We start from the raw sequence: 14,631 nt of genomic DNA on the forward strand, positions 1-14,631 counted from the left end.
GCGGGCGCTATCGGCCCGCTCGCGGTCTTGCTTCTGCTTCGATCAGGCGGCGAGGCGCTCGACGATGATCGCCGGGGCCATGCCACCCGCGGCGCACATGGTGACGAGGCCGTAGCGCTTTTCCTGGCGCTCCAGTTCGTCAACGATGGTGCCGATCAGGATCGATCCGGTCGCGCCGATCGGGTGGCCGAGCGCGATCGAACCGCCGTTCACGTTCACCTTCTCGCGCGGCAGGTCGAGATCGCGGATGAACTTCTCGGACACAACGGCGAACGCCTCGTTGATCTCGAACAGGTCGATGTCGTCCACCGTCAGGCCGGCCTTCTCCAGCACCTTCTTGGCGGCCGGCACCGGCGCGTTCAGCATCAGCGTGGGATCATCACCGACATTGGCCATGGCGACGATGCGCGCGCGCGGCTTCCAGCCCATCTTCTCGGCATATTCCTTCGACGCGAGCAGCACCGCCGCCGCGCCGTCGACCACGCCCGACGAATTGCCGGCATGGTGGAAGTGCTGGATGTCGAGATCCGGATATTTGCGGTTGATCTGCTTGCGGAACGTGTCGCCAGCCTTGTTGTACGGCATGTCGGCCATGGCGGCGAAGGACGGCTTCAGCGCGGCGAGACCCTCGGCGGTCGTCTGCGGACGCGGGAATTCGTCATGGTCGAGCACGACGTTGCCCTCGTCGTCCACCACCGGCACGATCGACTTCTTGAAACGGCCTTCCTGGATGGCGACCGCCGCCTTCTGCTGGCTTTCCAGACCGGCGCGGTCGAGCTGCTCGCGGGTGAAGCCTTCCTTGCTGGCGATCGCATCGCCACAGATGCCCTGGTGCGACTGCGGGTGGCTGAGGTTCAGGCGCTCGTTGCCCGATCCCATGCCGAGCGGCGCCTTGCCGGATTCCATGTCCTCCTGGCCCATGGCGGCAGTGAGGCTCATCATCTCGGTGCCGCCGGCGATGACCAAGTCTTCCATGCCGCTCATGATCTGCGCCGCGGCGAAGTTCACCGCGGTGATGCCGCCGCCGCAGAAACGGTCCAGCGTCGTGCCGCTCGCCTTCACGTCATAGCCGGCGTCGAGCGCGGCCATGCGGCCCATGTCGCCGCCCTGCTTGCCGCGCTGCGTGGAGGTCGACCAGATGATGTCGTCCACCTCTTCGGTCTTGATGTTGTTGCGCTCCTTCAGCGCCTTCAGCACGGTGGCGGCGAGATGCTGCGGGTGCATGTGCGCCAGCGCGCCCTTGCCCTGCTTGCCGATCCCGCGCGGCGTGCGGACAGCGTCGATGATGTAAGCGTCGGCCATTGCGTCAAAACCTCTCCAAGAGACCCACCCCCACCGGCTCTTTACCGGCGCGGTATTCCAGCATAACCTTCGTTATGGTAGAAGGGATGTCAAGCGTGCAGCCAGTAGTTTCGGGATCAACCGTAGCGGCAAGAAGCCCGGACCTGACTCCGCGTGATTGGCTGGAGGCGGGCCAGTCGCTCCTGCGGCGCGGCGGCCTGCGTGCGCTGAAGCTGCGCCCGCTGGCCGAGGAACTGAAGGTCTCGACCGGCAGCTTCTATCATCACTTCCGTGACTTCGACGATTATCAGGGCAAGCTGGCGGCCTATTTCGCGGAGGATCAGGTGAGCGACCTGATCGCGGCGCTCGGGCGCGCCACGCCCGATCCGATCGGGCGGATCCGCCTGCTGGGGCAAACGGTGCGCCGCCGCGGCTCCTCGCGCATTGCGGTGGCGATGCGGGCCTGGGCCGAAAGCGACCCTCGCGCGCGCACCGCCGTTGAGCGGCATGATGAGCTGATGCTCGATTTCCTGGCGAGCAGCCTCATGCAAATCGGCTTTTCCCGCAGCGAGGCGGAAATCCGCGCTTATGGTCTGATTACCCTGGGGCTCAGCAAGGTTCACGCGCCGCACCTCGACATGGCGACCTTGTTCGATTCCCTGCTCGACATCATGGTCGACCGTCAGTGAGGGCGCTTGTCGTCTCCACCTTGTCGCCGGACCTGTCGGGAACCGCCCTCATCGAGGTCCCAGCGCCACAGGCCGCGCCGGGCAAGGTGCTCATCCGGGTCAAGGCCGCGGCGCTCAACTATCCCGATCTTCTCATGACGCGCGGCGAATATCAGCTAAAGCCGCCCCTGCCCTTCTCACCGGGCATGGAGATCGCCGGCGAAGTTGTTGAGGGTGATGGCTTTTCACCTGGCGATCCCGTGGTCGCGGGAACGCGGCTCGGCGGCTTTGCGGACATGGTCTGCGTGGATACCGCAGCGGTGCGGCGCAAGCCCGCGCACCTGTCCTTCGGGCAGGCCGCCGGGGTCGGCGCCGCTTATCTCACCGCCTATGTCGCGCTGGTGCGGCTGGCCAAGGTCGAGGCGGGCGAATGGGTGCTGATCCACGGCGCCACTGGCGGCGTCGGCCTGGCCGCGGTCGACATGGCGACGTCACTCGGCGCGCGGGTGATCGCGACATCCCGCTCGCCCGAAAAGCTGGCCGTGCTGCAAGCTGAGTATGGCGTCGAGGCCTGCCTGCCCGCCAGCGGATTTCGCGATCCGGTGAAGGAACTTACCGGCGGCGGTGCGGACGTAATCTACGATCCGGTGGGCGGCGATGTGTTCGACGAATCGGTACGCGCCATCGCCTTTGGCGGGCGCCTGTGCGTGGTTGGCTTCACCTCCGGCCGGATCGCAACAATTTCCACCAACATGCCGCTGATCAAGGGTTTTTCGGTCGTCGGCGTTCGCGCTGGCGAATATGGACGCCAGTTCCCTGAAAAGGGCCGCGAGAACCAGGAGGCGATCTGGGCGCTGGCGGAGCAGGGCAGGATACGTCCGCGTGTCCATGCCGAATATCCGCTGGATGACTGGCGCGCCGCGTTCGAGGCGATGCAGCGCAGCGACATGATCGGGAAGATCGTGCTGGTGCCCTGACGGGTGGGACAGCCCCGGCCAGCCGCACGGAATTAGCGCTGGCCATCAGCCCCGCTCCTCGCGCAAGATCGTCTCAGCCATCCTCGCGGGCGGGGATGAGAAAATGAACGGAGAGGAAGATGGCTGGTTTCGATTACGTCATCATCGGCGGGGGTTCGGCCGGATGCACGCTCGCGGCGCGGCTCAGCGAGGATCCCGCCGTCACCGTCTGCCTGCTGGAAGCGGGCGGCGCGAACAAGGAGATGCTGGTGCGGATGCCCGCGGGCGTCGGCAGCCTGATCAAGGCCAAGGGCAAGCACAATTGGGGCTTCTGGACCCAGCCGGAACCCCATTTGAACAATCGCCGCCTCTGGTGGCCGCGCGGCCGGGGTTTGGGCGGCTCCTCCTCCATCAACGGCATGGTCTATACGCGCGGGCACCCGCAGGATTTCGACGAATGGCGCCAGCTTGGCCTGACCGGCTGGTCGTGGGAGGACGTGCTCCCCTATTTCCGCAAGCTGGAAGGCCATCATCGCGTTCATGAGCTGCACGGGTCGGAAGGCCCGCTGACGATCTCCGGCGGCGAAAGCGACAGTCCCTTTCACGACGCGCTGATCGAGGCAGGGCGACAGGCCGGCTATCCGGTGACGGAGAATTTCAATGGCGCCGAGCAGGAAGGCTTCGGTCGCTATGATCTGACGATCTCGAACGGCCAGCGCTGGTCCACCGCCGCCGCCTATCTGCGCCCGGTCGCCACGCGGACGAACCTGACCGTGATCACCGATGCGCGCACTGCGGGCGTGGTGGTCGCTGGCGGCCGGGTCGTTGCCGTCAACTACATCAAGGACAATCAATTCCAGCGCGCCGAGGTGGATGGCGAGGCGATCCTGTGCGCCGGCGCGGTGCAGAGCCCGCACATCCTCCAGCTGTCGGGCATCGGCAACGGCGCGGCGCTGCGCGAGGTTGGCGTGCGGCCGGTCCATGACCTGCCGGGCGTCGGCGAAAACCTGCAGGATCATCTCGACATCATCATGAGCTGGTACAGCCGCGGGCTGAAGACCGCCTTTTCCTCGACCAAGGGGCTGCGGCAGTTGCGCGTCGGGCTGGAATATCTGACTCGCGGCACGGGCCTGGGGCGCCAGCAATTCCTTGAATCCGGCGCCTTCATCTGCTCGCGCGAGGGGCTGTCGCGCCCCGACGTGCAGATTCACGGCGTGCTCGCGATCATGAAGGATCACGGCAAGACGCGGGTAAAGGCAGACGGCTTCTCGCTTCACCTGTGCCAGCTTCGCCCGGAGAGCCGGGGCCGCATCGGCCTCGCGTCGACCGATCCCACCGCCGATCCGCTGATCTTCGCCAATTATCTGGCAAGCGAGGTGGATCGCCGCGTGATGCGCGATTGCGTCCATATCGGGCGGGAGGTCGCGTATCAGGCCGCGCTCGATCCCTATCGCGGCGAGGAATATGCGCCCGGTCGCGCGGTCCAGTCCGACGCGGAGATCGACGCCTGGGTCCGCGCCAATGCGGAAACCATCTATCACCCGGTCGGCACCTGCAAGATGGGCACCGATGGGGACAAGATGGCGGTGGTTGACGAGCAGCTGCGCGTGCGCGGCCTCACCGGCCTGCGCGTGGTCGACGCCTCGGTGATGCCGACGCTGGTGGGCTCCAACACCAATGCGCCGACGATCATGATCGCCGAAAAGGCGGCGGATCTCATCCGCGGCGTCGAGAAGCCCACGGCCCTCGCTGCCTGAGCAACGGCTGTAAATTCTAAAGCCGCCACCCCGGCGAAGGCCGGGGTCCAGGTGGGAAAGCTCTGGCAACAATTGGTGCGCCTGCCAGCTTTCGCTCCGCAACTGGACCCCGGCCTGCGCCGGGGTGGTCGCTTTGAAGCTCGATCGATTTCGAAAGCAGGAAAGACGCGCGGTGACCACCACCGCGCGCCGGCATTCGGCTTACTGGATCAGCGCGGCGACGCCGGGCAGCTCCCGGCCTTCCATCCACTCAAGGAACGCGCCGCCTGCCGTGGAGACAAAGGTGAGGTCGTCGGCGACGCCCGCATGGTTCAGCGCCGCGACCGTGTCCCCGCCGCCGGCCACCGACACCAGAGTGCCGCCGATCGTCAGCGCCGCCGCCGTCTTCGCCAGCGCGACGGTCGCCTTGTCGAACGGCGTCGTCTCGAAGGCGCCGAGCGGCCCGTTCCACACCAGCGTGCGGCAGTTCTTCAGCACATCACCCAGCGCCTCGACCGCTGCCGGGCCGACATCGAGGATCATCTCGTCGGCGGCGACTTCATGCACGTTGACGGTGCGCGTCGGCGGGTTGGCCTTGAACTCCTTCGCCACCACCACGTCATAGGGCAAGTGAACGGTGCAGTTCGCGCGATCCGCCGCCTCGAGGATCTCCTCGGCCGTGCCGGTCAGGTCGTGCTCGCACAGGCTTTTGCCCACATCCACGCCGCGCGCGGCAAGGAAGGTGTTCGCCATGCCGCCGCCGATGATCAGATGATCGACCTTGCCCACGAGATGCTTCAGCACGTCGAGCTTGGTCGACACCTTCGCCCCGCCGACCACGGCCGCCACCGGATGCTCCGGCTCGCCAAGCGCCTTCTCCAGCGCCACCAGCTCCGCCTCCATCGCCCGCCCGGCAAAGGCCGGAAGCCTGCGCGCCAGCCCCTCGGTCGAGGCATGGGCGCGGTGCGCGGCGGAGAAGGCGTCGTTGACGTAGAGGTCGCCAAGCGCGGCGAAGCGATCGATCACCGCCGGGTCGTTCTTTTCCTCGCCGCCGAAGAAGCGGGTGTTCTCCAGCACCGCGATATCGCCGGGCTGCAGCGTCGCGACATTGGCGGCGTCCCCCTCCCAATCGATGTAGCGGACGGGCCGGCCCAGCACCGCCTCATAGGGCCTGGTGATCTGCGCCAGTGACATTTCGGGGCTCGGCACGCCCTTGGGCCGGCCGAAATGCGCCAGGACGAGCACGATCGCGCCCTTGTCCGACAGTTCGGTAACGGTGGGAATCGTTGCCCGCAGCCGCGTGTCGTCGGTGACGGCGCCGTCCGCGAAGGGGACGTTCAGATCCTCGCGGACGAGGACCCGCTTGCCGTGGACGTCTCCAATATCGTCGAGCGTGCGGAATGACTTGGCCATGTTTCCTCGATCCTGATCTCATCGCCGACGGCGATATGGCCGCCCTGCACCACTTTCGTACACACGCCGCCGCGCCAATCGCTTGCGAGCGCCGCCTTCAGCCCTTCGGCAAGCGCTTCCATCCGCTCGCACGGATCGGTCTCGCGCGTGATCTCCAGGATCACGTCGGCCCCGATGCGCAGCCGCGCGCCCGCGACCTGCGGCAGATCGAGGCCCTCGACGAGAAGGTTGGCGCGCCGCTCCTGCCACGGGATGGCATGGCCGACGTCGTCCATTGCCGCTTCCCAGTCGCCCCGCTCGATCAGCGTCACTTGCCGCTTGTAGGGCTTGCCCTTCATCGCGCCGCGATAATCGCCGGCGATGCCGCCCTCGAGCGTGACGTTGGCCGCCTCGATCACCTCTATCGGCGATTTCGGAAACGCATGACGCGCAATTCCGGCGAGGCGGCCAATCGGCATTACCCCAGCTTGGCCATCAGCGTCGCAGTGTCGACCATGCGGTTGGAGAAGCCCCATTCATTGTCGTACCAGCTGACGACGCGAACGAGCTTGCCGTCGATCACCGCCGTTTCCAGGCTGTCGACGGTGGACGAATAGGGCGTGTGGACGATGTCGATCGAGACCAGCGGCTCGTCGGAATAGTGCAGCACGCCCTCCATCGGGCCTTCCGCCGCCGCCTTCAGCAGGGCGTTCACTTCCTCGATGCTCGTGTCGCGCTTCGGCGTGAAGGTCAGGTCGACCAGGCTGCCGTCCGGCGTCGGCACGCGGATCGCCGATCCGTCGAGCTTGCCCTTCAGTTCCGGCAGCACCTCGCCCACCGCGCGCGCAGCGCCCGTGGTGGTCGGGATCATGCTCATCGCGGCCGCACGCGCACGGCGCAGGTCCGGGTGGATCTGGTCCAGGATCTTCTGGTCGTTGGTATAAGCGTGAACGGTGGTCATCAGGCCACGCTCGATGCCGATCGCATCGTTCAGCACCTTGGCCACCGGCGCCAGGCAGTTGGTGGTGCACGATGCGTTGGAGACGATCGCGTGGCCGGCCTCCAGCTTGTCATGGTTCACGCCGTACACGACGGTGAGGTCCACGCCCTTGGCCGGGGCGGAGATCAGCACCTTCTTGGCGCCGGCATCGATGTGCTTCTGCGCGCTGGCGCGATCGGTGAAGAAGCCGGTGCATTCCAGCACCAGGTCCACGCCCAGTTCCTTGTGCGGCAGGTTCGCCGGATCACGCTCCGCCGTGACGCGGATGTGCTTGCCGTCGATGACGAGATCGTTGCCCTCGGCCACCACCGTGCCCGGATACTTGCCGTGAACGCTGTCGCGGCTGAACAGCCAGGCGTTGGATTTCGCATCGGCGAGATCGTTGATCGTCACCAGTTCCAGATCGCCGCCGCGCTCCAGCATCGCGCGTGCCACCAGGCGGCCAATGCGCCCGAACCCGTTGATCGCAACCTTCGTCATCTCGACCGATTCTCCCCTCGTCCCGAATATCTCGCGCGCCTTTGCGCGACGGATGCGCTGCGCGTCAACCGCACCGACCGGCCAAGTGTCGCTCCGGGGGTTGCCGACAGGGCGGCGCGATCCTAATCCGCAATCATGACAGAAAGCGACGCTGTGACGCGGATCGACGCCGCGATCAGGCGCATCGAGGAAGCAATCGAAAGCCGGGCGGGCGACCACGCTGCCCTGCGAGAGCGCCATGCTGCCCTGCGACAGGAAGTGGCCGATGCGATTGCCGGCATGGACGCGCTCGCCACCAAGGGGAGCGACTGATGGCGCGGGTCACGCTTGACGTCGGCGGAACGCCCTGGGTGGTCAACACGCGCGAGGGCGGCGAGGATGAGGTGCGGCGCCTCGGCGCGATGCTGTCCGAACGCTGGCCGCAGGCGATCCGGGCGGCCGGCGATGGCGGCGTGCCGCAGGCGCTGCTGCTTACCGCGCTGATGCTGGCGGACGAACTGAGCGAGGCGCAGCAGGCCGCATCTGCCCCACCTGTCGCCGATATGGACTCGGTTGCGCTCAGCTGGGTCGCCGATCGTCTGGAATCGCTTGCGGAAGCCCTTGAGCGTGCGCCGGGGAACGACTAGATTGGTGGCGACGGGTACTGCCCGGTACGAGCCTAGACTTATCCCTGAGGCTATTCATCATCCATGGGGGCTGTCCCTGCCCGGGCCCTGGCCCGACGCACATGGTCCCCACCTGACGTTCTGGGCGTCAGTGGAAATCCCGGCAAACGGCCATGGCGGTCCCGTCACCCTCCTCCGCCGCTGAGAAGAGCGCGCTGCGCGCCGCCGGTCGCGCCGCTCGGCGCGCGCTGGCGTCGCCTCGCCCGGTCATCGCACCGCTTCCCGCCTTCCGCGCTGCGCTGTCGCCCGGCATGGTGGTGGCAAGCTATGCGCCGGTCGGGGCGGAGGCGGATCCGACCGCGCTGGTCGCAGCCGCGATCGAGATCGGCTGCCGCATCGCTTTGCCCTTTGTCGTGGATCGCGCGACGCCGCTCCGCTTTTTGCAATGGCGGGCCGACGCCGCGCTGGTCAGCGGGCCGTTCGGGCTGCTGCAACCGGCCGATCACCCGGAGGAGCTTGCACCGGACCTGATCCTGGCACCGCTGGTGGCGTTCGATCGCACCTTGGGGCGGCTTGGCCAGGGCGGCGGCCATTACGACCGCGCGTTCGAACACTTCCCCAGCGCCCGCCGCATCGGGGTTGCCTTTTCGGTGCAGGAAGTGGAACGCGTGCCGCTCGACCCGTGGGACGTGCCGCTCCACGCCATCATCACCGAACGAGAATGGATCGCCGCATGAGCCCGTCCTGGCGCAAACCGGCCGGCATGATTGTCATCTTGCTCCTGATCGGGGTCTGGTGCGCCGTGATCGTGAGCTTCTCGAGCATTGTGGGCGCATGGCATCCGGCGGCGCAGCTCGTCTTCTATGTGGTGACGGGGATCATCTGGATTACGCCGCTTAAGCCGCTGCTGCGCTGGATGGAAACCGGCCGCTGGCGCTGACGCGCGGCTGACACGACCCTTGATGTTCCCGTTGCGTTCTCGTAGCCTTCCGCCTCGAGTCCAGGGAGGCAGCGATGGGCAACGCACGGCCGCAACGCGGCGCCACGATCAATGCCGTAAGCGATCGCTTCAACCTGCCGCAGCGGGAGAGCGACGGCGACTGGCTTGACGCGCGCGGCGACATCGACGGACCTGCGGCGCCGGTACGCACCAGCGTGCAGCCGCTCCATCCCAAGACGATCATCTCCTACAACAAGAGCCCGGACGTTCCGTTCGACCGCAGCATCAACGCCTATGTGGGCTGCGAACATGGCTGCATCTATTGCTTCGCCCGTCCCAGCCACGCCTATCACGACCTTTCGCCGGGGCTGGATTTCGAAACCCGGCTGTTCGTGAAGCCGGATGCGGCCGCGCTGCTCCACACGGAGCTTCGCAAGCCCGGCTATCGCTGCGCCACCATCGCGCTGGGCACCAACACCGATCCCTATCAACCGATCGAATCGCAATGGCGCGTCACGCGGGAGATCATCGCGCTGCTTGCGTCATGCGATCACCCGGTGATGATCACGACCAAATCCGACCGGGTCGTGCATGATCTCGATCTTCTCGCGCCCATGGCGGCGAAGGGGCTGGTCGCGGTGGCGATCTCCGTGACGTCGCTGGAGCCGAGGGTCGCGATGACGATCGAGCCACGGGCACCCCATCCCGAGCGGCGGCTGAAGGCGGTGCGACAGCTCAGCGACGCCGGCGTGCCGACCTATGTCAACATGGCGCCGATCATTCCCGCCATCACCGATCATGAGGTGGAGGCGATCGTGGCGCGCGCCGCCGCCGCCGGGGCTCGCGGTGTCTCCTTCATTCCCGTGCGGCTGCCATGGGAGGTAGCGCCGCTGTTCCGGGCCTGGCTGGACGCGCATTTCCCCGATCGCGCGGGCAAGGTGATGGCCACCATCCAGTCGCTGCGTGGCGGCGGCAGGGACAATGACCCGGGCTTCTTCACCCGCATGCGCGGGCAAGGTCCCTGGGCGGAGCTGCTGCGCACCCGCTTCCTCATCGCGCGGCGGCGGCACGGCATCGACCAGAACCGGGAGAAGCTGCAGCTGCGCACCGATCTGTTCCGGCCACCGCCGGGCGATCAGGGCGAGTTGTTCTGAATGCCGCCGCACCTTCCGGTCAGAATCGGCGCGACGCTCCCACGAACAGCGCCGAACGGTCCGAATCGCCGCTGAAGCCGATCCGCGTTCCCGCATCGAACATCAGGTTATCGCCAACCTCCAGCGTCAGCCCGGCCGAGCCGATCGCCTGATAGCGCCGCGCCGCGCCCTCCGCCGCTCCGCGCGGCAGAATGCCGACATATTCGACATAGGCGCTGACGGGACCGGCCACCGGATGGCCCAGCGTCACGCTATGCACCAGATCCAGGCCATAACCGCGCCCCTCGTCGCGATAGACCAGATCCGCCTCCAGCATCGCGCCCAGCGCCCAATCACCCGGCAGGTCGGTGGCGACGGGCAGGATCAGCCCGCCCTCGACATGGTCGTTGGATAGGCCGCCGGTGCCGGTCGGCAGCTTCACATAGGGCATGATCGCAAAGGCGGTTTGCTCGTGATCATTGCCCTGCAGGTTGATTTTCAGGCGCAGCAGCGTCTCGTCGCCGAAGCCCTGGTCAACGCCATCCTCGCTCTCGACACGCTGATAAGGCGTGAACAGCAGTTGCACGTCCACGTGATCCGACAGGCCAAGCTTCACGTTGACCGGCAGCGCGTCCAGCGTCGTGCTGTTGTCGCGCCCGCGCGTGTATTCGGCAAGGCTCAGCTCGATCTGCACATGGCCCGCGTCCAACGTATACGGACTTTCCGTCACATCAGGGCGATCGGTGCTGAACTCGTGCATCTCCGCCCGGGGCGTCGGCTCAAAGACGGTGTGCCGCTCCGGTGGGGCGGCCTGCGCAGCCGCAGCCTGAAGCAATAGCGCCGCCAGCACCGCCGTCAGCCGACCAGCGCCAGCCGGGTCTCCGACTGGCGCAGTTCCACCCCCTTCACGCCGGGCAGATCCTCGATCCGCTGCACCAGTTCGAGATCCAGCAGGAAATCGCGGCCGAGCAGCAGCGTAGCTTCCCCTTCCGCCAGTGGGGCGCGAACGATCACCTCGCCGCGCGCGCCGCGCTGATGCTCCAGCAGCCCGGCAAGCGCCGGCAGCGCCGCCGCCTCGCCAACGATTACCTCCACCACGAAGCGCGCCTGCGATGCCAGCGCCTCGAACGGCTGGATCCGCTTCACCGTCACGCGCGGCGTTTCCTCGCCCGGGCGGCGATCAAGCTCCACCGTGATGAGGCCGCATCCGCCCTCACGCGCGGCTTCTTCCAGATCCGCCGCAACGGCATCGTCGAAGCAGGTCGCCATGAACTGGCCGCTCTGGTCGCTGAGCGTGGCCATCATGTACCTCTTGCCGCGCGCGGAGGTGCGCCAGCGTGCCTCCTCGACCAGCGCGGCCATGGTTGCGCCGGCGCGCGTGCCATCGTCGGGGATCGCGAGCTCGGCCAGCGCCGTGTAGAGCCGCGCGCCATGGCTCTTGGCCAGATGCGCGTGCCGGTCGACGGGGTGCGCGGAGAAATAGAAGCCGAACGCCTCCTTCTCCTGCTCCATCCGCTCGGACATGCTCCAGCGTGCCGATGGGGGCAGCTTGATCGCGTCGCCTGCCGGCTCGGCATCACCGAACAGGCCGCCCTGCCCGCTGGTCTTCGCCTCATGCGTGCGCGCCGCGACCGCCAGGATCGTCTCCGCCACGGCATAGACGCCCGCACGGTTCGGCTCGATCGGATCGAATGCGCCGCCGGCGGCCAGCGTTTCCAGCTGCCGCTTGTTGATCAGCCGCGGGTCCACCCGGCTGGCGAAATCGTCCAGCCGGCCAAACGGGCCGCTCGCGTCGCGCTCCGCGACAAGCTTTTCCATCGCGCCTTCGCCCACCGACTTGAGCGCCGCAAGCGCGTAGCGCACGGCCGGCCCCTCATCATCGACTTCCACGTCGAAATCGGCCTGGCTGCGGTTGATGTCGGGCGGCAGGCAGCGGACGCCGAGCCGGCGCATATCGTCGCAGAAGATCGCCAGCTTGTCGGTCTGATGAATGTCATACGCCATGGACGCGGCGAAGAATTCGTGCGGGTAATGCGCCTTCACCCACGCGGTCTGATAGGCGAGCAGGGCGTAAGCGGCTGCGTGGCTCTTGTTGAAGCCATAGCCGGCAAATTTGTCGATCAAGTCGAACAGCGCATTGGCGCGATCGGCGGGGATCTGGTTGTGCTCGGCGCAGCCGGCGACGAAGGTCGCGCGCTGCGCATCCATCTCCGCCTTGATCTTCTTGCCCATCGCTCGGCGCAGCAGGTCAGCGCCGCCGAGCGAATAGCCCGCCAGCACCTGCGCCGCCTGCATCACCTGTTCCTGATAGACGAAGATGCCGTAGGTCTCGGCGAGGATCGGCTCGAGCAGCGGATGTGGATAATCGATCGCCTCCGTCCCCTGCTTGCGGCGGCCGAAGGAAGGGATGTTGTCCATCGGGCCGGGCCGGTAGAGCGACACGAGCGCGATGATGTCGCCGAAATTGGTCGGTCGCACGGCGGAAAGCGTGCGCCGCATGCCTTCGGATTCCAGCTGGAACACGCCCACCGTGTCGCCCTTCTGGAGCAGGGCATAAACCGCCTCGTCGTCCCAGGTCAGCGCGTCGAGGTCGACGTGGATCCCGCGCTTGTCCAGCAGGTGCAGGGCACGCTTCAGGACGGACAGGGTCTTGAGGCCGAGGAAGTCGAACTTCACCAGCCCGGCGCCCTCGACATATTTCATGTCGAACTGGGTCACCGGCATGTCGGACCGCGGATCGCGATACAGCGGCACGAGCTGCGCCAGCGGCCGATCGCCGATCACCACGCCGGCGGCATGGGTGGAGGAATGGCGCGGCAGGCCCTCCAGCTGCATCGCCAGATCCAAGAGGTGACGCACCTGATTGTCGTTGGCGTATTCGCGGTGCAGCTCCGCCACGCCGTCGATCGCGCGCTTCAGCGTCCACGGATCGGTCGGGTGGTTGGGCACCAGCTTGGCGAGACGATCGACCTGGCCATAGCTCATCTGCAGCACGCGCCCGGTGTCCTTCAGCACCGCGCGCGCCTTCAGCTTACCGAAGGTGATGATCTGCGCGACCTGATCGCGCCCGTATTTCTCCTGCACGTAGCGGATCACTTCGCCGCGCCGCGTTTCGCAGAAGTCGATGTCGAAATCCGGCATGGACACGCGTTCCGGGTTCAGGAAGCGTTCGAACAGCAGGCCGAGCTGCAGCGGATCGAGATCGGTGATGGTCAGTGCCCAGGCGACCGCCGAGCCGGCGCCGGAGCCACGCCCCGGCCCTACCGGTATGTCGTGGGACTTCGCCCATTGAATGAAGTCGGCAACGATCAGGAAGTAACCGGGGAAGCCCATCTGGATGATGACATCCAGTTCGAAGTCGAGCCGCTTGCGATATCCGTCCTGCCACCCTTCCGGCAGCGGGTCGGTTGCCAGTTCCTCGATCCGCTTCAGCCGGGCGGTCAGCCCCTCGTGCGAGCGTTCGCGCAGCATTGCCGCCTCGCCTTCGCGGTCGCCGGCCAGGCTGGGCAGGATCGGCTTGCGCTTCGGCGCGGCGACGGCGCAGCGCTTGGCAACGACCAGAGTGTTCGCGATCGCCTCAGGCAGATCCTCGAACAGGGCGCGCATGGCGTCTGCGGGCTTCATCCACGCGTCTGGCGAACTGCGCGGGCGATCGTCGCTTTCGACATAGGTGGAATTGGCGATGCACAGCATCGCGTCATGCGCCTTGGCGAAGGAATGTTCGGCGAAGCAGCAGGGATTGGTCGCGACCAGCGGCAGATCACGCTCATAGGCGAGGTCGATCAGCGCCGGCTCCGCGCGTTCCTCGATCTCCTCGCCCCGGCGGACCAGCTCCACATAGACGCGGGATGGGAACAGCGCGTCGAGCCGCTCGGCATAGGCGCGCGCCCGTGCCGGCTGATCCTCCGCAAACAGCCTCGCCAGGGCGCCCTCGCCGCCCGCCGTCAGCGCGATGAGCCCGTCGGTGCGCCCGGCCAGCGCCGCAAAGTCGACGTGCGGCGGCAGGTCGATCGGGCGATCGAGATGCGCGGCGCTCACCAGCCCGCACAGATTGTCGTAGCCGCGCTCGTCCTGCGCGTAGAGCGCGAGCCAGTCGACGATCGGCGCAACGCCGTCCGGCATGTCGGGCCGCGCCACGCCAAGCATCGTTCCGATCACCGGCTGCACGCCCTCGCCAAAGGCGGCGTCCGAAAAGGCCATGGCCGCATACAGGCCGTTGCGGTCGGTCAGCGCCGCGGCGGGAAAGCCCAGCTTCGCCGCCTGCTTCGCGATCGCCTTCGGATCGATGGCTCCGTCGAGCATCGTGTAGGACGAGAAGATGCGAAGCGGTACGAACCCGGAATGCGGCATCATCTTCGCCTACCCGCCACCGCGTGATTCGACCAGCGGAACTGCGCCACAACCGATCCGTTTCGAGGCGAATGGACGGGAGGCTGCACA

The 14,631-nt window shown here is 66.9% G+C and carries 14 protein-coding genes; 8 read left to right on the top strand and 6 right to left on the bottom strand.

The window, feature by feature from the left end; genetic code table 11:
- Positions 1–42 precede the first annotated feature (42 nt).
- Complete coding sequence (locus BMX36_RS06120; RefSeq protein WP_066778473.1) at positions 43–1,302, bottom strand: acetyl-CoA C-acetyltransferase; 1,260 nt, start codon at positions 1,300–1,302, stop codon at positions 43–45.
- Between the two features lie 86 nt (positions 1,303–1,388).
- Here BMX36_RS06120 and BMX36_RS06125 point away from each other — a divergent pair, with 86 nt between their 5' ends.
- The 3 genes from BMX36_RS06125 (at position 1,389) to BMX36_RS06135 (ending at position 4,662) form a co-directional block, all read left to right on the top strand.
- Complete coding sequence (locus BMX36_RS06125; RefSeq protein WP_231731784.1) at positions 1,389–1,970, top strand: TetR/AcrR family transcriptional regulator; 582 nt, start codon at positions 1,389–1,391, stop codon at positions 1,968–1,970.
- Positions 1,967–2,926 carry an NADPH:quinone oxidoreductase family protein gene (locus BMX36_RS06130; RefSeq protein WP_093064008.1) on the top strand — a complete coding sequence of 320 codons (960 nt, stop codon included), beginning with the start codon at positions 1,967–1,969 and terminating at the stop codon, positions 2,924–2,926. Before BMX36_RS06125 ends, BMX36_RS06130 begins: the two co-directional genes overlap by 4 nt.
- A gap of 119 nt (positions 2,927–3,045) precedes the next feature.
- Positions 3,046–4,662 (top strand): choline dehydrogenase, encoded by a 1,617-nt coding sequence (locus tag BMX36_RS06135; RefSeq protein WP_093064009.1) that lies wholly within the window; start codon positions 3,046–3,048, stop codon positions 4,660–4,662.
- Between the two features lie 201 nt (positions 4,663–4,863).
- Here BMX36_RS06135 and pgk read toward each other — a convergent pair whose 3' ends face one another.
- Genes pgk through gap form a run of 3 tightly spaced genes read right to left on the bottom strand, consistent with a single transcriptional unit; the run spans position 4,864 to position 7,513 of the window.
- The gene (pgk, locus tag BMX36_RS06140) at positions 4,864–6,054 is read right to left on the bottom strand and encodes a phosphoglycerate kinase (protein ID WP_093064010.1); all 1,191 of its coding nucleotides are present in this window, start codon (positions 6,052–6,054) and stop codon (positions 4,864–4,866) included.
- Positions 5,979–6,512 carry an MOSC domain-containing protein gene (locus BMX36_RS06145; protein WP_093064011.1) on the bottom strand — a complete coding sequence of 178 codons (534 nt, stop codon included), beginning with the start codon at positions 6,510–6,512 and terminating at the stop codon, positions 5,979–5,981. Before BMX36_RS06145 ends, pgk begins: the two co-directional genes overlap by 76 nt.
- On the bottom strand, positions 6,512–7,513 hold the full coding sequence (gene gap / locus BMX36_RS06150; RefSeq protein WP_066778466.1) for a type I glyceraldehyde-3-phosphate dehydrogenase: 1,002 nt from the start codon (positions 7,511–7,513) through the stop codon (positions 6,512–6,514). Before gap ends, BMX36_RS06145 begins: the two co-directional genes overlap by 1 nt.
- A gap of 135 nt (positions 7,514–7,648) precedes the next feature.
- Here gap and BMX36_RS21635 point away from each other — a divergent pair, with 135 nt between their 5' ends.
- The 5 genes from BMX36_RS21635 to BMX36_RS06170 all read left to right on the top strand — a co-directional run bounded on the left by BMX36_RS21635 (position 7,649) and on the right by BMX36_RS06170 (position 10,212).
- The gene (locus BMX36_RS21635; RefSeq protein ID WP_177179036.1) at positions 7,649–7,825 is read left to right on the top strand and encodes a hypothetical protein; all 177 of its coding nucleotides are present in this window, start codon (positions 7,649–7,651) and stop codon (positions 7,823–7,825) included.
- A complete protein-coding gene (zapA, locus tag BMX36_RS06155; RefSeq protein ID WP_066778464.1) occupies positions 7,825–8,139 on the top strand; it encodes a cell division protein ZapA in 315 nt (104 codons plus the stop codon). Before BMX36_RS21635 ends, zapA begins: the two co-directional genes overlap by 1 nt.
- A 152-nt stretch (positions 8,140–8,291) precedes the next feature.
- Positions 8,292–8,855 (top strand): 5-formyltetrahydrofolate cyclo-ligase, encoded by a 564-nt coding sequence (locus BMX36_RS06160; protein ID WP_093064012.1) that lies wholly within the window; start codon positions 8,292–8,294, stop codon positions 8,853–8,855.
- Entirely contained in the window at positions 8,852–9,058 is a 207-nt protein-coding gene (locus BMX36_RS06165; protein WP_093065302.1) for a DUF2842 domain-containing protein, read from the top strand. The genes BMX36_RS06160 and BMX36_RS06165 overlap by 4 nt, the downstream gene beginning before the upstream one ends.
- A gap of 74 nt (positions 9,059–9,132) precedes the next feature.
- Positions 9,133–10,212, top strand: coding sequence for a PA0069 family radical SAM protein (locus tag BMX36_RS06170; protein WP_093064013.1), 1,080 nt, complete (start codon positions 9,133–9,135; stop codon positions 10,210–10,212).
- A 19-nt stretch (positions 10,213–10,231) separates the two neighbouring features.
- Here BMX36_RS06170 and BMX36_RS06175 read toward each other — a convergent pair whose 3' ends face one another.
- Positions 10,232–11,041, bottom strand: a complete 810-nt coding sequence (locus tag BMX36_RS06175) for a transporter (RefSeq protein ID WP_218142138.1) — start codon at positions 11,039–11,041, stop codon at positions 10,232–10,234.
- Positions 11,042–11,046: 5 nt separating this feature from the next.
- Positions 11,047–14,541 carry a DNA polymerase III subunit alpha gene (gene dnaE, locus BMX36_RS06180; RefSeq protein WP_093065304.1) on the bottom strand — a complete coding sequence of 1,165 codons (3,495 nt, stop codon included), beginning with the start codon at positions 14,539–14,541 and terminating at the stop codon, positions 11,047–11,049.
- Positions 14,542–14,631: the final 90 nt, after the last annotated feature.

Source organism: Sphingomonas sp. OV641 (assembly GCF_900109205.1).
In the GTDB taxonomy this organism is placed as follows: domain Bacteria; phylum Pseudomonadota; class Alphaproteobacteria; order Sphingomonadales; family Sphingomonadaceae; genus Sphingomonas.